15 protein-coding genes, 1 tRNA gene and 1 other annotated feature are annotated in these 20,892 nt (G+C 50.2%); of the genes, 3 read left to right on the top strand and 13 right to left on the bottom strand.

Annotated elements, in window-relative coordinates; all coding sequences use genetic code 11:
- Window positions 1–4 precede the first annotated feature (4 nt).
- The 5 genes from VV089_RS05040 to VV089_RS05020 form a co-directional block, all read right to left on the bottom strand.
- The gene (locus VV089_RS05040; protein ID WP_172542061.1) at window positions 5–877 is read right to left on the bottom strand and encodes an SDR family NAD(P)-dependent oxidoreductase; all 873 of its coding nucleotides are present in this window, start codon (window positions 875–877) and stop codon (window positions 5–7) included.
- Window positions 878–1,204: 327 nt separating this feature from the next.
- The gene (locus VV089_RS05035; RefSeq protein ID WP_334335156.1) at window positions 1,205–3,442 is read right to left on the bottom strand and encodes a DNA gyrase/topoisomerase IV subunit A; all 2,238 of its coding nucleotides are present in this window, start codon (window positions 3,440–3,442) and stop codon (window positions 1,205–1,207) included.
- 140 nt (window positions 3,443–3,582) lie between these two features.
- The gene (locus VV089_RS05030; protein WP_334335155.1) at window positions 3,583–5,505 is read right to left on the bottom strand and encodes a DNA gyrase/topoisomerase IV subunit B; all 1,923 of its coding nucleotides are present in this window, start codon (window positions 5,503–5,505) and stop codon (window positions 3,583–3,585) included.
- A gap of 240 nt (window positions 5,506–5,745) precedes the next feature.
- Window positions 5,746–6,315 (bottom strand): hypothetical protein, encoded by a 570-nt coding sequence (locus VV089_RS05025; RefSeq protein ID WP_334335154.1) that lies wholly within the window; start codon window positions 6,313–6,315, stop codon window positions 5,746–5,748.
- A 437-nt stretch (window positions 6,316–6,752) separates the two neighbouring features.
- Window positions 6,753–6,824: transfer RNA gene (locus VV089_RS05020), tRNA-Glu, on the bottom strand.
- 376 nt (window positions 6,825–7,200) lie between these two features.
- Here VV089_RS05020 and VV089_RS05015 point away from each other — a divergent pair.
- The 3 genes from VV089_RS05015 (at window position 7,201) to VV089_RS05005 (ending at window position 11,144) form a co-directional block, all read left to right on the top strand.
- Entirely contained in the window at window positions 7,201–8,370 is a 1,170-nt protein-coding gene (locus VV089_RS05015; protein WP_334335153.1) for a ribose-phosphate pyrophosphokinase, read from the top strand.
- Window positions 8,371–8,550: 180 nt separating this feature from the next.
- Window positions 8,551–9,153, top strand: coding sequence for a metallophosphoesterase family protein (locus VV089_RS05010; protein WP_172543474.1), 603 nt, complete (start codon window positions 8,551–8,553; stop codon window positions 9,151–9,153).
- A gap of 86 nt (window positions 9,154–9,239) precedes the next feature.
- Window positions 9,240–11,144, top strand: a complete 1,905-nt coding sequence (locus VV089_RS05005; RefSeq protein WP_172543473.1) for a BMP family ABC transporter substrate-binding protein — start codon at window positions 9,240–9,242, stop codon at window positions 11,142–11,144.
- A gap of 20 nt (window positions 11,145–11,164) precedes the next feature.
- Here VV089_RS05005 and VV089_RS05000 read toward each other — a convergent pair whose 3' ends face one another.
- From VV089_RS05000 to VV089_RS04965, 8 genes are all read right to left on the bottom strand, one after another.
- The gene (locus tag VV089_RS05000; protein ID WP_334335152.1) at window positions 11,165–12,688 is read right to left on the bottom strand and encodes a glycoside hydrolase family 25 protein; all 1,524 of its coding nucleotides are present in this window, start codon (window positions 12,686–12,688) and stop codon (window positions 11,165–11,167) included.
- A 31-nt stretch (window positions 12,689–12,719) separates the two neighbouring features.
- Window positions 12,720–13,631: an AraC family transcriptional regulator gene (locus VV089_RS04995; protein WP_172543471.1), complete on the bottom strand. Its 912-nt coding sequence runs from the start codon at window positions 13,629–13,631 to the stop codon at window positions 12,720–12,722.
- Between the two features lie 49 nt (window positions 13,632–13,680).
- Window positions 13,681–14,940, bottom strand: a complete 1,260-nt coding sequence (locus VV089_RS04990) for a TRAP transporter large permease (RefSeq protein ID WP_172543470.1) — start codon at window positions 14,938–14,940, stop codon at window positions 13,681–13,683.
- A gap of 1 nt (window position 14,941) precedes the next feature.
- Window positions 14,942–15,439 (bottom strand): TRAP transporter small permease, encoded by a 498-nt coding sequence (locus VV089_RS04985; protein ID WP_334335151.1) that lies wholly within the window; start codon window positions 15,437–15,439, stop codon window positions 14,942–14,944.
- Between the two features lie 99 nt (window positions 15,440–15,538).
- Window positions 15,539–16,624: a TRAP transporter substrate-binding protein gene (locus tag VV089_RS04980; RefSeq protein WP_334335150.1), complete on the bottom strand. Its 1,086-nt coding sequence runs from the start codon at window positions 16,622–16,624 to the stop codon at window positions 15,539–15,541.
- 195 nt (window positions 16,625–16,819) lie between these two features.
- Window positions 16,820–17,081, bottom strand: a binding site (T-box leader).
- Window positions 17,082–17,268: 187 nt separating this feature from the next.
- Window positions 17,269–17,880, bottom strand: a complete 612-nt coding sequence (locus VV089_RS04975) for a hypothetical protein (RefSeq protein ID WP_334335149.1) — start codon at window positions 17,878–17,880, stop codon at window positions 17,269–17,271.
- 76 nt (window positions 17,881–17,956) lie between these two features.
- Entirely contained in the window at window positions 17,957–18,790 is an 834-nt protein-coding gene (locus tag VV089_RS04970; RefSeq protein ID WP_334335148.1) for an SDR family NAD(P)-dependent oxidoreductase, read from the bottom strand.
- A 116-nt stretch (window positions 18,791–18,906) separates the two neighbouring features.
- The gene (locus VV089_RS04965) at window positions 18,907–20,877 is read right to left on the bottom strand and encodes a YgiQ family radical SAM protein (protein WP_334335147.1); all 1,971 of its coding nucleotides are present in this window, start codon (window positions 20,875–20,877) and stop codon (window positions 18,907–18,909) included.
- Between the last annotated feature and the right edge of the window lie 15 nt (window positions 20,878–20,892).

The following is a 20,892-nucleotide window of genomic DNA, read 5'->3' as shown; positions in this document are numbered from 1 at the left end:
CCTCCTAATTCAGCATATTCTGTCCGCCGGTAACCGGCACGGCCTGTCCGGTCTCAAAGTTCTGCTCTACGCAGTAGAACAGGGCCTTGGATACGTCTGCCGGAGTACAGCCTCTGTGGATGGGGGACTTGGACAGGTAGTAGTCTTTTACATCCTGTACGGTCTTGGCTCCCGGAACCTTGCCGGCATTTAAGTACTGTACGAAAAGCCCTCTCTCCGGATCTGACCACAAAGGGCCGTCGTAAAAGTTGCCGGGACAGATGGAATTCACCTTGATCTGCCATGCTACCAGCTCCAGCGCAAAGCTCTGGGTAAGGCCGATGCCGCCGAACTTGCCGCCTGCGTAGGCGCTGTTGTTCTTGGATCCTTCCAGACCAGATTTGGAGTTAATCTGAATGATATCAAACCAAAGGCTGTCGTCTGCCTCGTGCTGTGCTTTCATAATTGCAGAAGCGTATTTTGCAGCGTTAAAGTATCCGATGTAATTCACCTTTGTCACAAACTCGAAGGCTTGGGGCTCCATGTCCTCCAGGCTTCCGGCTTTGAGAACGCCTGCGTTGGATACAAAGATGTCCAGTCCGCCGAAGTGCTCTACGGCTTTGCATACCATGGCCTCCATGGATTCTGCGCTTGATACGTCTACCTTCAGGCCGACTGCCCGCTCTCCCAGTGCTTTGGCTGCCTCTACGGCCTGGGCCTCGTTTAAATCCGCCAGTACTACGCTGGCTCCTTCTTTATACATCTCTGTCGCAATTCCAAGTCCGAATCCCTGTGCGCCGCCTGTGACAACTGCGATTTTTCCGGCCAGACGGCCGGTTGTCTGCGGTCTGTTGTGAATGTTTTGCTTTGCATACTCTTTTGCTTCTGCTAAATTCATGGTTTATCCTCCATTCCAGTTCCGCAGAATCCTCCTCAGCACCCTCTATCTAGAAGAATTTCCAGTCACAAGACCGTGTGCCTGTAAATCCTTCCGGCACTTCTAAGGATTCTGCTGTTTCCATCTTTCTCTAATGGATTGTTTTTGGATTACAAGCTTATTATAGCACAACTCCAACACAAGTCAATATAAATCTACCAAAAACCACATGAAATTCCAAAAAAACAGCTGCCGCGGTATTTGCACAAAGTGCTTGTCTTGCGGCAGCTTCCGACCCCGTGGTTCAAGGTCTGTTTTCTTCTTTATTTTTAGGGCTGATTCATGTGTCTACACCCTTACCTTTACCCCTTTTGTATCTCTGCTTCCGGGTTTCAGTTTGTTCAATATGATTTGCTTTTCTTTGTAGGTGATGGTCTGCTCGCTGCCTGTCTGGTAAAGATAGGCAGCCTCCAGACAGTCGTCCGTTCCCAGGCGCATGCCCCGGACGCCGATGGCTCCCTTTTTTTTCTCCGGAATCTCGGATATGGAGAAGCGCAGGAAATAACCTTCCCTGCTTTGAAGAACCAGTTGTTCGCTGCCCTCCACAGGCTCTGCCAATAAAACCTTGTCTTCCTCTCCCAGTTTTGTGGCGGCCACGGTACGCTTGCCTGTTTCGAATTCATTGCCGTCCACAATCTTCAGCATGCCGCCTCTGGTGGCAAAGATAAGCTTTCTCTCTTTCAGCGCTTCCATGCTTCCGATTCCCACAAGCTGTTCTTCGGTGCTGTTGTAATTGCTGAAATTGTCAATCGGCACACCCTTGTCCCGGAAGCGGCCAAAGGGCAGATCCAGTACCTTGATGGTATGCAGGCGACCGGTATCGGTAAATACGCAGATGCGGCCGGTGTTAATACAGGGGAATACGTATTTGTTTTCGCTGTCCGCCGCTTCTTTGTTGCGTTCATAGGTGGGCATGTCTATGGTTTTGGCGTAGCCGAAACGATCCATCAGGAACATCACAGGCATCTCTTCAATCTTCTTTTCCTCGAAGATGATTTCCGCTGCGTTTTCGATGGAGGTTCGTCTTGGCCTTGCATAGGCTTTTTTGATGGAATCCATGTCCTTTAGGATCACCTTTGTCATACTTGCGTGATTTTCCAGGATGTCCTCATAGGAGGCGATGTTCTTCAAGGTCTGGGCGTTTTCCGCCATTAAGGCTTCGATCTCCAGGCCGATTAAGCGGTACAGGCGCATCTCCAAAATGGCTGTGGCCTGACGCTCGGTGAAACGCAGCTTTGAAGCCCTCTTCCGGGAGGCTTCGGATTTGAAACGGATGTTTTCTGTTTTTCCTTCTATCAGACAGGCCTTTGCATCCTTAACGCTCTTGCTGCCCCGAAGAATCTCGATGATAAGATCGATTACATCGCAGGCACGGATAAGCCCTTCCTGAATCTCCCGTTTCTCCTGCTCCTTTGCAAGAAGGGTTCGGTATTTCCGGGTGGCAAGCTCATACTGGAATTCGATGTAGTGCTCCAGAATCTGCTTTAAGCCCAGCGTTTCGGGTCTTCCGTCTGCCACTGCAAGCATGTTGACACCGAAGGTATCCTCCAAACGGGTCTTTTTGTAGAGCATATTTTTCAGATTCTCGGTATCGGCTCCCTTGCGCAGTTCCAGAACGATGCGGATGCCTTCCTTGGAGGACTGGTTGGAGATGTCCGTGATCTCCGGGGCCTTTTTGGACTCTACCAGGGCCGCAATATCGTTTAAAAATTTTCCGATGTTTGCGCCTATCATGGGATAGGGGATCTCGGTTATGACAAGCTGCTCCCTGCCGCCTTTTTGCTTTTCTACCTGAACACGGCCCCGGACTTTGATTTTGCCCATACCCGTTTCGTAGATGGCCGGGAGCTCGTCTTTGTTTACCACAATGCCCCCGGTAGGGAAATCAGGGCCCGGCATCAGTTTCAGCAAATCCTCGGTAGTAATTTCCGGATTTTTCAAATAGGCTTTTGCGGCGTCTATGACCTCTCCCAAGTTATGAGGGGGGATGCTGGTTGCCATTCCCACGGCGATTCCGTCGGAGCCGTTGACCAGCAGGTTCGGAAGCCTGGCTGGCAGGACGGAGGGCTCTTTTTCCGTTTCGTCGAAGTTTGGCACAAAGTCTACTACGTTCTTGTCCAGGTCGGACAGGAAGGCTTCCTGGGTAACTTTCTCCAGGCGCGCCTCCGTATAACGCATGGCTGCGGCGCCGTCTCCCTCGATGGATCCGAAGTTGCCGTGGCCGTCTACTAAGGGCAGGCCTTTTTTGAAGTCCTGGGACATGACCACCAGCGCCTCGTAGATAGAGCTGTCGCCGTGGGGGTGGTATTTACCCATGGTGTCGCCTACAATACGGGCGCACTTCCGGTAAGGACGGTCAAAGCGGATACCCAGCTCGTACATGTCGTAGAGGGTTCTTCTCTGTACAGGCTTGAGACCGTCGCGGACATCCGGAAGGGCACGGGCGATGATGACGCTCATGGCGTAATCAATGTAGGATTTCTGCATGAGGTCTGAGTATTCGGTGCGGATGATTTGTTCTTCCATTCTAAACTCCTATTCCAGTTCCGCAGCTCTTGGAATAATGCCCTCACCCAGAAGAATTTCCGGCCGCAAAACCATGCGTCCGTAAATCCTTCTGGCATTATTTCATGCGCTGCTGTTTCCAATTCAGTGATTTCAAGCCTTTATACGTCCAGTTCAGCGTCGCAGGCGTGTTCGTAGATAAAGGCTCTCCGGGGCGGCACTTCCGTTCCCATAAGCATCTCCGTTACGTTGGAGGCCATACGTGCATCCTCGATCTCTACACGCTTTAAGATCCGGGTAGCCGGATTCAGGGTAGTTTCCCAGAGCTGATCGGCATCCATCTCTCCCAGGCCCTTGTAGCGCTGGAGGGTGAAGCTTCCCTTGTGACGCTTCCGGTAGCGCTCCAGGGCCTTGTCGTCGTAGAGGTATTCCTCCTCCCCTCTCTGGGGCATAGCTTTATAGAGCGGCGGCATGGCAATGTAGACGTGTCCCTCGTAGATGAGATCCGGCATAAAACGGTAAAAGAGGGTCAGAAGCAGGGTGGAAATGTGTGCTCCGTCCACGTCCGCATCGGCCATAATAATAATCTTGTCATAGCGCAGCTTTGTAATATCAAAGTCATTGCCGTAGCCCTCGGAAAAGCCGCAGCCGAAGGCGTTGATCATGGTTTTGATCTCTGCATTTGCCAGCACCTTGTCAATGCTGGCCTTTTCCACATTCAGTATCTTGCCCCGGATGGGAAGAATGGCCTGGTAATTCCGGTCTCTGGCCGTCTTGGCGGAGCCGCCGGCGGAGTCTCCCTCTACAATAAAAATCTCGCATTTGGAAGCATCCCGGCTTTCGCAGTTGGCAAGTTTTCCGTTGGAATCGAAGGAATATTTCTGCTTGGTCAGAAGATTGGTCTTGGCCCGCTCTTCTGTCTTTCGTATCTTGGCCGCCTTTTCTGCGCAGCCGATGACCCCCTTCAAGGTCTCCAGATTCCGGTCAAAATAACGGACAATCTCCTCCCCTGCTACTTTGGAGGCGGCCTTGGACGCATCCTGGTTGTCAAGCTTCGTCTTGGTCTGGCCTTCAAATCGGGGGGCCGGATGCTTGATGGAGATTACGGCCGTCATGCCGTTGCGCACATCGGCTCCGGTAAAGTTGGCATCTTTTTCCTTCAGAATGCCCAGCTCTCTGGCATAATTGTTGATTACGGTGGTAAATACCGTCTTAAAGCCGGTCAGGTGGGTGCCGCCCTCTGCGTTGTAGATGTTGTTGCAGAAGCCCAGGACATTTTCATGGAACTCGTTTACATACTGGAAAGCACCCTCTACCACGATGCCTTCTGCCTCTCCTTTAAAGTAAATGACGTCGTGCACCTGCTCTTTTTTCTTATTTAAATCCTCCACGAAGCCGATAATTCCGTTTTCCTCATGGAAGGTTACTTCCTCCGCCGGCTCAATTCTTTTGTCTGCAAAATAAATGGTAAGTGCCGGATTGAGGTAAGCAGTCTCATGGAGACGGCTTTTGACCTCCTCCGCCTGGAACCTTGTCTTTTCAAAGATCTCCGGGTCTGGGAGGAAGTTGATCCGTGTTCCTGTCTCCTTGCTTTTGCGCAGAATCGGAAGGAGCCCGTCGTTCAATTCTATGGTAGGGATACCGCGCTCGTAGTGATCGTGGTGTACGGCTCCGTCGCGGCTTACCTCTATATCCAAATAGGTAGACAGGGCGTTGACCACAGAGGAGCCTACCCCATGGAGGCCGCCGCTTGTCTTATAGACGGAATCGTCAAACTTTCCTCCTGCATGGAGGGTGGTGAATACAAGACGCTCTGCAGAGATTCCTTTTGCATGGAGATCCACTGGGATGCCCCGGCCGTCGTCGCTGACGGTGCAGGAGCCGTCCCTCTCCAGGGTTACCCAGATCTGGGAGCAGAAGCCGGCCAGGTGCTCGTCCACGGAATTATCCACGATCTCATAAATCAAATGGTTTAATCCTTTCCGTGATACGCTGCCGATGTACATGCCCGGTCGCTTCCGCACGGCCTCCAGGCCTTCCAGGACGGCTATGCTGTCTGCGTCGTAGGTGTTTTTCTTTGCCATTTTATATTCCTCATTCCTATACCCTATATGTGCCCCATTCATGCATGCCCCTTCGGGGCTGGCGGACTTCGTCCAGTAAGGCATACCCTGCGGGTACCCCATTCATGCATATCCCTTCGGGATGGGTGGACTTCGTTCAATAAGGTATGCTTACTTATCCGAATGGATGTTCTGTTTTTTTCAGTCTTAGCTAGTATAGCACAGGTATTTTCGTTTGTAAAACACTTCTTTCCTAATTTTTTAAACAAATTTCGCAGCAGCCCCTGCTAATTTGCAATGAAGAAGCCAAAGATAGATACAGCCTCCGACTGTTACATAGACTTCCAGGAGCGTGGATATGATGCCTATGGAGAACAGCAAAATGCAAACCCCTGTTCCCAAAAGGGCCAGAAGGCTCCACTGTATCCCGAAGCCGCCGCCGCTTTTTTTCTGAAGCATCCGCAAAAACCGTACCTGGACAACTGCCAGAAGCAAAGTCGACGTGAAGCAAATCCCCACATGAAGGCGGGAAAGTCCGGGCAGCTGCCGGGGCAGATAAGGAATCCCCACAGCCGTTACGAAACATACCAAAGCACCGAAAAGAAGCCTCTCCAGCGTCCGGTTCCGGCAGCCGCTCAGCTCCATAAGCTCTCTTGTATGAAGATAAAAATAGTTCCCTGTCAGCGCTCCCCAGACCAGAAAGGCCAAACGTCTGCCGCCCCGGCTTCCTATGACAGAAAAGTTAACGCCTGTCCAGGAGAAGCCGGATGCCAGCAGAAGTGTCAAAAAGGGAATCAAGCACAGAGAACAAAATGCATATCGTTTCTGCATAATTACCTTCCTTTTATTTTTTCTTTATTTAGTATATGAAGGGGCTTTTGTTCCACACAGGAGAAGTTTTGGAAATCGGAAAGAATATTTTTGAAAGATTGGGAAAACAATAAATGGTAATACACATGTACCTAGAAGGCAGTATCCTTAAGTATGCAATAATTGTGTAAAGTTGAAGAAATTTATAAAAAGGTATAAAACCTTAATAATTCAATAGACTTTACACCTTATTTGCACACTTATTTATTATATTTGAAGCATATGCCAAAAGCGGCCAAAAGCGGATAAAATATATAAAATGAGAATATACAATATCTCCTTATTTTATTTTCAACCAAACATATTTTCTGATGCCCTATTTGATACCCTGCAGTAAAATCCAAAAAACAAAAGCTCTAAAAACCTAGTAAATACAAGGCTTCTAGAGCTTTAAGCAACAGTCCCTAGGGGAATCGAACCCCTGTTTCCGCCGTGAGAGGGCGGCGTCTTAACCGCTTGACCAAGGAACCATACCGGCTTTCCCTGCCGACTTGCTTAGTATATAACATAATTCTTCATTTGGCAAGCTTTTTTTTCAAAAAATTTAAATTTTTTTTATTTTTTATCAATCGCCCCAAAAACCGGCAGAATTACAGCTTCGCCCCACCTCCTCTCCTCCCCCGTTTCACGATTGCTCCCCCCTCTTTTTGCTCCGCCGGCATCTGCCGAAGGAAAAAACAAAAAACAAAGATTTTCACCTTGATCTGCGTATAAATTTGAACATAAATTTTCCCGTATGTTCTTGACGTGCCCTCTAAGAGATGTTATAAAATTATTAGAATATTTTACACAATTTCATATTCGGGATATCCTGCATTCGGATACCCGTCCATTCGGAGGATCAGTATGTCGGAAACCAACCAGTTCGATAATATTTTACCAGTGGCGCCTCTTAAGATCGCAGCTCTGGACAGCTGCGTAGACTTTGCAAGAAAAGTAGACAAGCACCTGGTAAAATTTCGCAAAACAGCCAATAAACAGCACAGAGACAATATTTATTTTCAGGAATACGCCCAGGATTCTTATATGGTAAAATGCTCCTGTCCACGTTTCGGAACCGGGGAAGCCAAGGGGCGCTATGGGGAGTCCGTTCGGGGAAGCGACCTCTTTATCATGGTAGATGTGTGCAACTACAGCCTCACCTATACCGTCTGCGGCCATGAAAACCACATGTCCCCGGACGATCATTACCAGGATCTAAAGCGCATGATCTCGGCGGCTACCGGCAAGGCTCACCGGATCAATGTCGTGATTCCTTTCCTCTATGAGGGCCGGCAGCACAAGCGCAACAGCAGGGAGTCCTTAGACTGCGCTATTGCCCTTCAGGAGCTTCGGAATATGGGGGTCAACAATATCATCACCTTTGACGCCCACGACCCAAGAGTGCAGAATGCCATTCCCCTAAACGGTTTTGATAATTTCCAGCCTCCTTACCAGTTTATCCGTGCCCTTCTCCGCACGGAGCCGGAGCTGACGGTGGACAACGATCACCTTATGATCATTGCCCCGGATGAGGGCGCCATGGAGCGGGCCGTGTATTTTTCCAATGTTCTTGGGATTGATCTTGGCATGTTCTACAAGCGCCGGGATTACTCTACGGTCATTAACGGCAAGAACCCCATTGTGGCCCATGAATTTCTGGGAGATTCCCTGGTGGGCAAGGACGTTATTATCATTGACGATATGATTTCCTCCGGCGGAAGCATGCTGGATGTAGCCAAGCAGATGAAGGAGCGCGGTGCGAAGCACGTGTATGTATGCTGCACCTTCGGCCTCTTTACGGATGGATTCGATAAATTTGACGAATACTATGAAAAGGGCTATATCACCCGGATTGTGACAACGAATCTCAATTACCGTTCGCCGGAGCTTCTGTCCAAGCCATATTATACAGAGGCGGATATGACAAAATTTCTGGCTAAAATCATTGACACGCTGAACCACGATTTTTCCGTGGACAGCATCAATACGCCTACCGAGAAAATCCGCAAGCTGATTGCAAAGCAGTCACGTTAAAGGAAGCCTCATCCCAAAAGACATTTTTGCAGGAAATGGTTTTCAAACGGGACAAAAACATATATAACAGGGCTGTCACACAATAAGGCAGCAGATTTCAGTATTCGTAAGCTTCTCACTGCAGGATATGGAAAAATCTGACGGCTTATCATGGGACAGCCCTTTTTAAGGAAGAACTTTATGAAAATATTAGCAATCGCAGACCAGGAATCCCGTTATCTCTGGGATGATTTCAGCAAGGAAAAACTCTCGGAGATTGATCTCATCCTCTCCTGCGGAGATTTGAGCCCTCTCTATCTTTCCTTTCTGGCTACCTTTTTTAAGGGGCCGGTGCTCTATGTCCACGGCAACCACGATGCTGTCTATGAGGCCTCTCCGCCTTACGGCTGTATCTGCGTGGAGGATCGGATCTACGTCCATGAGGGAATCCGCATTCTGGGACTCGGCGGCTCCATGCGCTATAAGGAGGGCCCTCATCAGTATACAGAACGGCAGATGAACGCCCGTATCCGGCGGCTGTGGTATTCTCTCAAGCGCCACAAGGGATTTGATATTCTGCTGACCCATGCGCCCGCATATCATCTCAATGACGAGGAAAATCTGCCCCACCGGGGCTTCCAGAGCTTTCTTGGACTGATGGAGCGCTATTCGCCCTCTTATTTTATCCATGGACATGTACACCTGTCCTACAATTATAAGGCTCCGCGGATGTGTACTTATAAAAATACTACGGTCGTCAACGCTTACGAGCGGACCGTCTTTGAATTTCCGCCTGCAATATAGCGGACAACACACCGGCCTTCCAATGGGCCGTTGATAAAAAGCTTTTTGCAAAAATGCCATATGCCAAAAAGGAGATTTCAAATAGAATGGAAGAATACGCAAAAGCCAGAAAGTCAGCACAAAAAGCATACCGTACTGCTCTTTTAAAGGGCAGCTATCCCTACCTGCAGGTTTTGGATGAAATCCTTTCCTTTACCAAAACCGCCTCAGAGGCAGACCTAGGACTGGTGGAAATCCCACTGGATCAGATTGCAGGAACAAAAACTGCCGGGCGTACCACTGCCTTTGCCAATAATTTTATGCCCCTTCTTCCGGAGGATACGGAGTTTGCCTCCAAATGGGTCTCCCTTTATCATGCCCACCTGGATGAAGGCATCCGTGATCCCATCAAGGCCTGCGAGTTTATGAACCGCTTCTATGTGATCGAGGGCAACAAACGGGTCAGCGTATTGAAATATTCCGGAGCCGTCAGCATTTTCGGACAGGTAACCCGGATTCTGCCTGCAAAAAACGACTCCCAGGAGGTTCGTATCTACTATGAATTCCTGGATTTCTACAAGCTGACATCCATCAATTATCTCTGGTTCAGCCAGGAGGGCAGCTTTCCCAGGCTTTTAAAGCTTGTGGGAACGAAGCCCGATCATGTGTGGACAGATGACGAGAAGCTTGACTTCCACTCTGCCTATATTCATTTTACAGATGTATTTGAGGAAAAAGGGGGGAGGAAGCTGTCTCTTACCCCCGGCGATGCCTTCCTGATTTATCTGGAGATCTATGGATATGAAAATCTGTGGGAGAAGTCTCACAGCCAGATTCGCAGCGAGATGGCAAAGGTATGGAAGGACTTCCAGCTCTATCCCCAAAAGGTGCCTCTGGAGCTTAGCATGCAGCCTGGGGCCGAGGCTCAAAAGCCGGTGATCAGCCGTCTGATTCCGGTCGTATCCGCCCCTCTGCGGATTGCCTTTCTCCATGACAAGACCATGGAAACCTCCAGCTGGACTTACGGGCATGAGCTTGGAAGGCAGCATTTAAACCAGGTTTTTGGCAGCGAAATAGAAACGCTGTGTTTTGACAATATCAATACCGAGGAGCTTGGCCTTAAGACCGTCCAGGAGGCAGCCGCCAGGGGATGCAAGGTGATTTTCACCACTACGCCGAAGCTTCTTGGCGCCAGCATCAAGGCCGCCATTCATTACCCGGAGATAAAGCTTTTGAACTGCTCCCTTCACACCTACAGCGGACATCTTCGAACCTACTACGGCCGTCTTTATGAGGCAAAGTTTCTGACCGGAGCTCTGGCCGGAATTCTGACAGACAGTCCTCTTGTGGGGTATCTGGCAGACTATCCCATCTTCGGCATGACGGCCAATATCAACGCCTTTGCCCTGGGCGTGAAGATGACCAATCCTGAAGCAAGAATACATCTGGAATGGGCCACGGTGAAGGAGCGGAATCCGGATGAAGTATTTCGGGCAAAGGGAATTTCTTATATATCCGGACAGGATTTGATTACGCCCCAGTATGCTTCCCGCAAGTTCGGCCTCTATGATATCCGGGACGGTCATATGGTAAATGTGGCTTCTCCCATCTGGCACTGGGGAAAATTTTATGAGCGGATTGTACGGGATATTCTAAACGGGGCCTGGAAGAAAAAGGAAGCCCAGACAAAGGCCGTTCATTACTGGTGGGGAATTTCCTCCGGAATGATTGACGTCATCTGCTCCAAGAATCTGCCCGCCGGATCCCGGTGGCTTCTGGATCTGATTAAAAGAGAGATTGCAGATGCCGGGTACAATCCGTTTTCCGCCTCTCTTACCGCACAGGACGGTACGGTAAAGAATACCGCCGGGAACTGTCTGTCTGCGGAGGAGATCATTACCATGGACTGGCTTCTGGACAATGTGGAAGGAACGATTCCTTCCTTTGAGGAGCTGGTAGAAGAAGCAAAGCCCATGGTCATACTGCAGGGGATAAAGCCGCCGATGCAGTAGAAAACTTTACCGTACCCACTCTACTCTGCCATTGTCAGATAGCTGCTGACACAATACAGCGTCTGCCCGTTATACTCCACCCGGGACCAGCCGTAATCGGTGTTGATTCCCGTCCGCACAAAGACCTCCCCTGCCTTAACAGTAGCTGCTACTACGGCATCCGGATTGGTGACGCTCGGCAGCATGCGCAGGTTGATCTCGATCTTCGGCGTCACATACTCCGAAACGCTCTGGAACTTCGTCTTTAGGCCGTCATCCGGCTCCTTAACGGGAGGCCTATAGGACAGATCCGTGGTCAGATAATTGGATACGGCATAATAGCGCTCTCCGTCTATGATAAGCCTGGACCAGCCGCTGTCGCTGATACCGGTTCTCTGGGCTGTCTCCTGGTTCGCCAGTTCTCTTAGGACGGTGCTGTCCTCTCCCTGGCTTGGGATATCCCGGAGATTGACCGTTTCCTTGGCTGTTACAGTTTCATCCACCTCTTGAAAATTCATCAAAGCCTCCGCATCGGCGCCGGCTGTCTCCGGTGTGTCCGGATTCAGGGCGTCTGCGCTGGCCTCGTAGCCGAAATAGGCCACATTAACATCCACCGGCCTTGAAATTCCGGCAATGGTTCCGTTGTTTGTATACTGCCACATGGCATGAGCTCCGCCGTATCCGGACACAGCCGTATCCGGATAGGGTGCAGCCGGATACTGGGATACCCAGATTTTAAACTGCCCCTCCAGACGGGAGGTTTCCCATTTTGCGTCATGCTCCAGCTCGCTTTTTGAGGCATAAAACATCGGCGTGTAGCCCTGGTTGTAGATTTCCTTTAAAAATGCCTCCGCACAATCCGTACGCTGGGAAACAGTCAGCCCGTACTGTCTGTTTTCCGGGTTCTCAAAGCCTTCGCAGTTGTATGCCACCGGATAAGTTACCGCATATTGGGAAATGTAACCGGCCGTCCACCTTGCCTCCTCCTCTGCTTCTTCTTTTGTAAGCGCTGTGGAGAAAAAATAAGCTCCTATCTGAATCCCATTGGCCGTAGCCTCCTGCATGTTGTACCTTGCGTTGGTATCTTCGCGAATCTCGCCGCCTGCCTGGGTGCGATAGCCGACTCTTATCATGGCAAACTCAATCCCGGCCTCCGCCACAGCCTTCCAGTCTATGGTTCCCTGAAACCTGGACACATCAATTCCTATGGTCACCTCGTCTGTCTCCTGGGCATTCTGGGAAAGCAGAACCTTTGTGATCTCCGACTCTGCGCCTGTCTCCTCGCTGATTTGGTTTGTCTCGCTCTGAGGATCTTCCTTCTCTTCCATGTCTTCCGGCTTTTCCTCCGGCTCCTTCTTTTCCTCCCGGCCTTCCTCTGCCGGATCTTCTTCCCGGGAAATCACTTCCTCATCCGTCTGGCCCTTCGTGCTGTCCTTTCCGGAAAAAAACAGAAAAAATACGGCAATGGAAAATGCCAGAATCCACAGTGTAAGCAATCCTATCCCCAGAACCAGACGATTATCTATTCCTTGTTTTCTACGCCTTTTATGTCGTTTTTCACTCATAGCCTCTCCTTTGCATGGACAAGGGCCCGAACTATTTTTTCTGCAGCTTTTTTAAGTCCTCATTCTCCAAAAGCTCCCTGAGTATCTCTTCATTCTCCCCGGGATCCATTTTGCCGGGCTTCCAGTGTTCCCTGCGGTATTCCTTAGGGGCCATTCCCGTGCTACGCTTAAATGCTTTGGAAAAGACAAGTGTATCCCGGTAGCCGCAGGACAGGGCCACCTGCTCCACAGACAGCTTCGTTGCAGAAAGAAGCTCCTTAGCCCTGGATAAGCGCACCTCTGTGAGGAATTCCTGCGGGGACATATCCAGAGTATTTTTAAAAAGCTTATACAGGTAGCTGCGATCCACGCAGAGATGGCCCGCAATGTCAGCCACCTTAATATTGGAGGAATAGCGGTTGCGGATAAAGGTCACCGCCCGTTCCATATAAAAGTTCTCTTTTGAGAGCTCGCTTCTCCCCCGATCAACGGCATTTTCCGACAAAATCGAAAAAAAGCCGTACAAAAGACTCTGCTGACGGAACCGGCTGGTGACGGAGCCGTCGGAGCAGCCCATCATCTCCAGAACCAGACGCTTTAATTCCTGTCCCTTCTGGGAACGAAAGGTAAGCTGACAGCTGTTCAGCCCCAGATCCTCCAGGTATTCCTCTGCCCGTTTTCCCGAAAATCCAATCCACAGATAGCTCCATGGCTCCTTCCCGTCAGCCTGGTAATAAACAAGGGAATTGGGCTCGATTAGAAAGCCCTCTCCTGCCTCCAGCTGGAATTTCCGCTCTCCTGTCTGGTAAGTGCCCTTTCCGTCAACAATATAATGGAGCAGATAATGAGAACGCATAGCCGGGCCGTAGCTGTGAAGAGGCTCGCACCGGGCATAACCGCAAAAACAGACATAGAGCTCCCGGAATTTTGATTCCGACAGCTCCAGTACAAATGCATTTTCCATAGGATACTCTCCTTGCCCTGTCTATATGGCATGATCCCGGGAAGACGATCTACATCAGCCCCGGAAACAGCATAGGCACATACAGAATCAGGAAAAACACAGCAATCAGCCCCAATAGATAGGGGACTACCGACTTGGCAATCTTCTCAATGGGCAGCCCGGTAATACCAGAAGCCACGAACAGATTGATAGCCACCGGAGGCGTGATCATGCCGATGGCAATTCCCACCACAAACACAATGCCAAAGTGTACCAGGCTGATATTCATCGCCTTAACCAGCGGCAGAAATACCGGCGTCAAAATAATGATAGCAGACGAGGTCTCCATAAACACACCGGCAATCAAGATGATGACGGCAATCATGAGCATAATCATATAGGGATTGGAGGACACGCCCAGCACAGACCCCGCGATAGCCTCCGGAATCTTCCAGTTCGCAAGCACCCATCCAAAGGGGCCGCTGCAGGCGATAATAATCATAATGACAGCGGAAGTCTTGGCGCTGCCCTTCATAATGGTATACAGCTCCTTGGGCCCCATATCCCGATAGACAAATATCGACACCAGGATCGCATAGATCACTGCCACGTCCGCAGCCTCTGAAGGTGTAAAATACCCGGAAAAAATACCGCCCAGGATAATCAGAGGCATCAGAATCCCCCAGATAGCCTTTAAGAACGTCTTTCCTACATTTTTCAGGGAAAATGCCGTTCCCTTGGGGTAATTATATTTTGCGGCCTCAAAAAGGGAAATGCCGATGAGAATCACTCCCATCAGTACGCCGGGGACAAAGCCGTTTTTAAACAGGGTATTGACGCTCTCCTCTGCAATCACCGCATAGAGAACCATGGGAACAGAGGGCGGAATGACAACGCCGATGGTGCCTGCCGCCGCAATCAGCGCTGCGGAGCGCGCCTCATCGTAGCCTCTCTTTTTCAGCTCCGGAATCAGGGTCGCTCCCACAGCCGCAGTTGTCGCAGCGCCGGAACCAGAAATGGCCGCAAAGAACATTCCTGCCAGCACGGCCACGATTGAAAGACCTCCTTTGATCATGCCAAGCATAGCTTCTGCGAATTCCACCAGAACCTTGGAAACCTTTCCTTTTGCCATCAAATCCCCGGCAAAAATGAAAAAGGGCACGGCAATCAGCGAAAAGGAATCCGTAGCGGTAAACATCCGCTGCACCATCATCAAAAGGGGAACATCTCCCTTAGCCATCACCGCAACGGAAGAAAGTGCAATGGAAAATGCTACAGGAACTCCCAAAACAAGGAGCACAATAAATCCTATAAACAGTAAGGCTGCCATTTCACGCTTCCTCCTTTCCCACAAGATGCATCACACAGCAAATCACGGCATCCAGTGCATGAAAGAACATAAGACCGCAGCCGATAGGAATGCAGATATACACATACCGCATAGGCAGGCGCATAGCAGCAGAAAGCTGGCTTCCCTGTCTGCCGAAGTACTGAATCCCGTAAAATACAACCAGGCCGAACAAAATCATGCAGAGCACATGAACCACAATCTGCAGAATGTCCTTCGCTTTTCCCGGCAGCACGTCCTGGAGTACAGAAATGGAAATATGGCCGCTATGCTTATACACACAGCCTGCTCCAAACAGCGTGCTCCAAATCAGAAGATAGCGGGTCGCCTCCTGGCTCCACGCCAGAGCCGTAAAGAAAACACGGCAGACAATCTGCGCTCCGGTAATGATCACCATAGCGCCCAGCATAATCACAATCACTGCCTCTGCAATCTTATCCAGAGCATCACTTATCTTGTGAATTCCCCGAACAATCATCATAATCAAACTCCCCCTTTTCTTGAGCGTTCTCTCACATCTGGCTTTCGGATGCTCCCATTCCCAGGCGGTTCCTTTCTGCATCCTATTGAAAGCTGCTGATTACATTCCTGCAATCACTTCCTGGATTCGTGCCACATAATCTGCATACTGCGTATACTTGTCATACACGGGCTGTACGGCTTCCTTGAAAGAGGCAAGATCCGGATCTTCAATGACTTCCATGCCGTTGTCCTTCATAGCCTGGAGCTGCTCGCTCTCCTGCTCAGCCACCCAGGCGCGCTCAAACTCTGCCGCTTCCTGTGCTGCATCCAGGAAAATCTGCTGGGTGTCTGCATCCAGATTGTTAAAGAGATCTCCGCTCATGGTAATGATGGCTGTGGAATAGGAATGGCGATCCAGGGTTACATACTTCTGGGACTCCCACAGCTTATAGGAATAGATTACGTTGATGGGGTTCTCCTGTCCGTCTACCGTACCCTGCTGAAGAGCCGTCAGAGCGTCTGCCCATGCCATGGGGTCCGGGCTTACTCCAAGGGCCTCAAAGCTTGCCTTGTACACATCATTTTCCATCACGCGGACTTTCAGTCCATCCAGATCGGCGGCAGTCTGAATCGGCTTCTTGCTGTTGGTCAGATTCCGGAAGCCTCTCTCTGCATAAGCAAGTCCCTTAAGACCAGAGGTCTCCAGCGTGTCAAGAAGCTCACGGCCGATCTCGCCGTCCAGCACTGCATAAGCCTCCTCATTGTTAGCAAAGAGGTAAGGCATGTCCAGAACGCCCATTGCATCCGAGAAATTGATGAAGGGGCCGCTGGTGATGATTCCCATGTCCAGGGTGCCGATCTGCATACTCTCCAGCATGTCACGCTCTCCGCCCAGTGTTCCGTTGGGATAAATCTCAATCACATATGCGCCGTTGGTTCTCTCCTCTACCAGCTCCTTAAACTTCTCGGCAGCTACCTGGAAGCTGTCCTGCTCATTTACGGTAGTTCCAAGCTTCAGAACAACTGCGTCTGAAGCTGCTGCAGCTTCGTTGTCCGCTCCTGCATCCGAAGCTTCGCTGCTCTCCTCTGTGGAAGGCGCCTCCTGCGTCGGGCTCTCATTCTTGTCTCCTCCGCCGCAGGCAGTCAGTCCCAGCAGCATCGCTGCGGACAGCGCCAAGGCTGCAAATCTCATACTTTTCTTCATAACGATTCTTCCTCCTTAAAGTAATAAATTAATCTATGTCAACCGCTGCTTTGGGCAGCCGGAATGACCGCATCTTTTTTAACTGCAATCGAGTAAGGGAATGATCTCCTTCCCTGCCCTCCGCGCGCCCTGTGTGCTGCATAAAGGCTTGTTTCCTCTCCATAAGGCTGTGCATAAAAAAACGGCTCTTATCTCCAAAGAGACAAAAGCCGTAAGCTTCTGCGGTACCACTCTTCTTGCTGTTATACAACAGCCGCTCAGTCTCAACAGCCCAAAGGCTGCATGTAAATGAGGAACACAATAACGGATGTCTGCCGTTCCGGCCTACACAAAGTCCAAAGTTCTTCAGCCGGACTGCTCAAAGGCGATTTTCCCGAAAATCCAACCGCCGTGTCACACCACCCCACGGCTCTCTGAAGGTCTCGTCATCGGTACTCTTCCTTGTCAACGCATTTTTATACACCAAATATACAATTTTTCTTATAATATACCCATACTTTTTATTTGTCAACTATTATTTTTGCGAACTCTCGTAATCCCAAAACAAAATGTGCGGAAACGCCTCCCGGAACGGCAGCGTGTGAACAGCAACACCAAAATCTCCCAAAAACCTGCGTCTGTAGATAACGGCATGATAGGAGCTCTCAGATGGAAAGCGCCAGTATGATCTCACGTATTACCTGTTCCCGGCTAAGCCCTGGGTAACGCTCGTCCGGCTTGAAGGGGATCTCTTCTTTCTTCCCGGCTGCCAGAGTGTCTATACATTCCAGGAATTGCGTCAGATCCGTGAAAATATGTACCTTGGTCTGAGAAATGCCGTTTTGCCCGAGAATCTTGTATATATGCTTTTCCACCTCTTTCCAGCCGTATGCTTCTGCAGCGCCGGCATAGCCTGCGATCTCATTTCCCTTGACTGCAAGGGCTGTTATGGGGTAGGACTTTTCGTAGGTGGTCAGCACCAGCTCGTAGGCAGTCTCCATTCCTTCCTTTCCCTCCATGTGAGCGGCCAGCTTCCGGTACAGGCTGTCCGGTATGGAGACACGCTTCCAGAACATAAGCACGTTCACCAGCTCCTTGCAGGCAGGAAGGCAGCCTACTACGGCGATGATGGTAAAGTAGTTCTTTTTTGTCCCCGTAGTCAGATAACCGATTAGGAAAATAGCGGCTGGAAGCAGAAAAAAGAGGATGGTTTTTAACAGTTGTCTTTTTTTGTGGGCATCGGTGTAGCCATGGACGCCTTTCGGAACTTTGCTCATAGAAGAATTCCTTTCTCTTTCATAAAACATTCATCCCCTCATTCAACAAGGGTATAAAACAACAATTGATATAAGCTTACAAAAATATCCGCCGCATGATTCCAAGAAGAAGCTTTCTTGGCAGCAGCTTTTCTGCCAGACGAACTATGGGGATAGAACATCCGTATATCGACAGCTCTTTTTGGGCCTCTGCATCAAAGAGCGCTTTTTTCACCACCCTTTCCGGCTTTGCCAGGAAGATTTTTTTCCAGGGATTTAAGGTGATTCCTCCGGCTGTGAAAAATTCGGTGTCCACCGGGCCGGGACATACAGAGGTTACGGTAATCTTTTTGTCTCTCAGTTCCGCTGCTAAGGCCTGGTCAAAGGAAAGTACATAGGATTTTCCGGCGGCATAGACGGCAAAGCCTGGCTGGGGCAGGAAAGCGGAACCGGATACTGCCTGTATAATGCGGCTTCCTCTTCTCAGATAGGGAAGACAAATCATGGTCACTGCCGTCAGGGCGCGGCAATTTACATCCAGCATCCGGGCGGCATCCCTCCAGTTCTGGCTTTCCACCGGGCCGCTTTTTCCGCAGCCCGCGCTGTTTACCAGGATTCGGATACAGGGCCGTTCCTTTTTCAGCAGTCCTTCCAGGGCTTCCAGAGCGGAGGCTTCCGTCAGATCCAGAGAAAGGCTCCGCACCTTCTTACCCGGAAGCTCTGCCTCCAGCTCACGAAGAGCCGGAAGCCTTCTGGCCAATACCCATATTTCATCCAGAGAAGGATAGGCGGCCGCTATCTGCCGGGCAAATTCCCGGCCGATGCCGGAGGATGCTCCGGTGATAACGGCGACATAGGGAATATTCTTTATACTTTTTTCTTTTTTACAGGCACAGATACCGCCGGAAGTGTGTTTTGTCGTTTTTGTCATGGGGGCCTTTCTACAGAAAAAGCCGATTATTTCTAATCGTCTTTTTCTACTGGATGCTTCTTTTTAATGCATTTTTATTTTAGCCCATTTTGTTAAGAAATACAACTCTTTGATTTTTACTCCTTTGTTTTTGAGGACTTATGCACATTCCGGATTGTCTTTTTCCTGCGCTTTCCGGCCTGTCCATTGGATGCGCCTGAGCTTGGAATCCCTTTGTTTTTCGCCGCCCTGCAATCTTTCTTCCCTCTTTGGGCATTGCTTTTTCCCTCTTCCTCCATAAGCCCTTTTTGTCTGAGCCGAAGGAGACACTTGGGGCCAAAGCCAATCAAGTCTTCCCGACGGCCTTTTACAAGGGCTTCCCGGACAAGCTCATAATTCTTTGGATCCCGGTACTGAATCAGCGCTCTCTGCATGGCTTTTTCATGGGGATTCTTCGGCACATAGACGGCTTCCATATTCCTGGGATCCAGTCCTGTGTAATACATGCAGGTGGAGATGGTAGAGGGCGTGGGATAAAAGTCCTGAACCTGCTCCGGCATATACCCAAGATCCCGGCAGTATTCTGCCAGCTCTATGGCCTCCTTAAGCCCGGATCCAGGATGGGAGGACATGAGATAGGGAACCAGATATTGCTTTTTGGAAAGCTTCTCATTCATCTGACGGTACGCCTGGCAGAACTTATCATAAACTGCACGGCAGGGCTTTCCCATTTTCTCCAGAACCTTGTCCGACACATGCTCCGGCGCCACCTTAAGCTGGCCGCTGACATGATAGGCGCAAAGCTCCTTCAAAAAAGAGGGATCCGGATCCGCCAATACATAGTCAAAGCGGATGCCCGAGCGGACAAAGACCTTTTTTACTCCCGGAAGCTCCCGAAGCTTCTTTAAAAGCTCCCGGTACTCCCTATGGTCTGTAATCAGATTCCTGCAAGGCTTCGGATAAAGGCACTGCTTATCCTTGCAGGCCCCGTGAAGCTCCTGCTTTGCGCAGGCCGGATGGCGGAAATTGGCTGTGGGTCCTCCTACATCATGGATATATCCTTTAAAATCCGGCTCCTTTGTCATCTGCACGGCTTCTTTTACAAGAGATTCCTGGCTCCTGCACTGAATGATCCGCCCCTGGTGAAAAGTCAGGGCACAAAAAGAACAGGCTCCAAAGCATCCCCGGCTGCTGACCAGGCTGTACTGCACCTCGGAAATCGCAGGAATCTCTCCCTGTGCAAGAATGTGAGGATGGCAGGCACGCTGATAAGGAAGCGCATAGATATCATCCATTTCTGTCTGGGACAGGGGCTTTGCCGGAGGATTCTGTACCACGTAAAGCTTCTCCCCATACTGCTCCGCCAGACGCTTTCCACTGAATGGATCCGTGTTCTGATACTGGATTCGGAAGCTTTCCGCATAGAGCCGTTTATCCTCACACATGCTCTCATAGTCTGGAAGAAACAGCGTATCATAGAGGGTTTCCGGGCGGCTGGTACGGTAGATGGTTCCCTCGATAAAGGTCATATCCTTTACATCCATACCGCTGTTCAACGCGTCTGCTATCTCTACAATGGATCGTTCTCCCATGCCGTAGGAAATGAGATCAGCTCCGCTGTCGAGCAGAACGGAGCGGCGGAAGCTGTCAGACCAGTAATCATAATGAGCCAGCCTCCGGAGGCTGGCTTCGATTCCGCCCAGTATTATGGGTGTTTTTTTATAGGTCTGGCGGATAAGATTGCTATAGACAATCACGGCCCGATCCGGCCGCCTTCCCATCACGCCTCCCGGGGTGTAGGCATCCCTGCTTCTGTGTTTTTTTGACACGGTATAGTGATTCACCATGGAATCCATGTTTCCCGAGGATACCAGGAAGGCAAGCCGGGGCTCTCCAAATACCTGGATGCTTTCTTTTTTCTTCCAGTCAGGCTGAGAGATAACAGCGACTGTATAGCCCCGGTTTTCCAGGACGCGGCTGATAATGGCTGGGCCAAAGGAGGGGTGATCCACATAAGCGTCTCCGATCACATAGACAAAATCCGGCTGTCCCCCATAGTCTCTTTCCCACTCTTCTCTTGTTGCCGGCAAAAAACCTTGTTCCTTCATTTTATCTCCTAATTG

The organism is Candidatus Merdisoma sp. JLR.KK011 (assembly GCF_036941125.1).
Lineage (GTDB): Bacteria > Bacillota > Clostridia > Lachnospirales > Lachnospiraceae > Laedolimicola.
This window is presented reverse-complemented; position numbering and strand designations above follow the sequence as displayed.

What these genes read in the sequence shown, in the direction of transcription:
- VV089_RS05040 (WP_172542061.1), bottom strand. Translation starts at nt 877, where the DNA reads ATGAATTTAGCAGAAGCAAAAGAGTATGCAAAGCAAAACATTCACAAC.
- VV089_RS05035 (WP_334335156.1), bottom strand. Translation starts at nt 3,442, where the DNA reads ATGGAAGAACAAATCATCCGCACCGAATACTCAGACCTCATGCAGAAA.
- VV089_RS05030 (WP_334335155.1), bottom strand. Translation starts at nt 5,505, where the DNA reads ATGGCAAAGAAAAACACCTACGACGCAGACAGCATAGCCGTCCTGGAA.
- VV089_RS05025 (WP_334335154.1), bottom strand. Translation starts at nt 6,315, where the DNA reads ATGCAGAAACGATATGCATTTTGTTCTCTGTGCTTGATTCCCTTTTTG.
- VV089_RS05015 (WP_334335153.1), top strand. Translation starts at nt 7,201, where the DNA reads ATGTCGGAAACCAACCAGTTCGATAATATTTTACCAGTGGCGCCTCTT.
- VV089_RS05010 (WP_172543474.1), top strand. Translation starts at nt 8,551, where the DNA reads ATGAAAATATTAGCAATCGCAGACCAGGAATCCCGTTATCTCTGGGAT.
- VV089_RS05005 (WP_172543473.1), top strand. Translation starts at nt 9,240, where the DNA reads ATGGAAGAATACGCAAAAGCCAGAAAGTCAGCACAAAAAGCATACCGT.
- VV089_RS05000 (WP_334335152.1), bottom strand. Translation starts at nt 12,688, where the DNA reads ATGAGTGAAAAACGACATAAAAGGCGTAGAAAACAAGGAATAGATAAT.
- VV089_RS04995 (WP_172543471.1), bottom strand. Translation starts at nt 13,631, where the DNA reads ATGGAAAATGCATTTGTACTGGAGCTGTCGGAATCAAAATTCCGGGAG.
- VV089_RS04990 (WP_172543470.1), bottom strand. Translation starts at nt 14,940, where the DNA reads ATGGCAGCCTTACTGTTTATAGGATTTATTGTGCTCCTTGTTTTGGGA.
- VV089_RS04985 (WP_334335151.1), bottom strand. Translation starts at nt 15,439, where the DNA reads ATGATGATTGTTCGGGGAATTCACAAGATAAGTGATGCTCTGGATAAG.
- VV089_RS04980 (WP_334335150.1), bottom strand. Translation starts at nt 16,624, where the DNA reads ATGAAGAAAAGTATGAGATTTGCAGCCTTGGCGCTGTCCGCAGCGATG.
- VV089_RS04975 (WP_334335149.1), bottom strand. Translation starts at nt 17,880, where the DNA reads ATGAGCAAAGTTCCGAAAGGCGTCCATGGCTACACCGATGCCCACAAA.
- VV089_RS04970 (WP_334335148.1), bottom strand. Translation starts at nt 18,790, where the DNA reads ATGACAAAAACGACAAAACACACTTCCGGCGGTATCTGTGCCTGTAAA.
- VV089_RS04965 (WP_334335147.1), bottom strand. Translation starts at nt 20,877, where the DNA reads ATGAAGGAACAAGGTTTTTTGCCGGCAACAAGAGAAGAGTGGGAAAGA.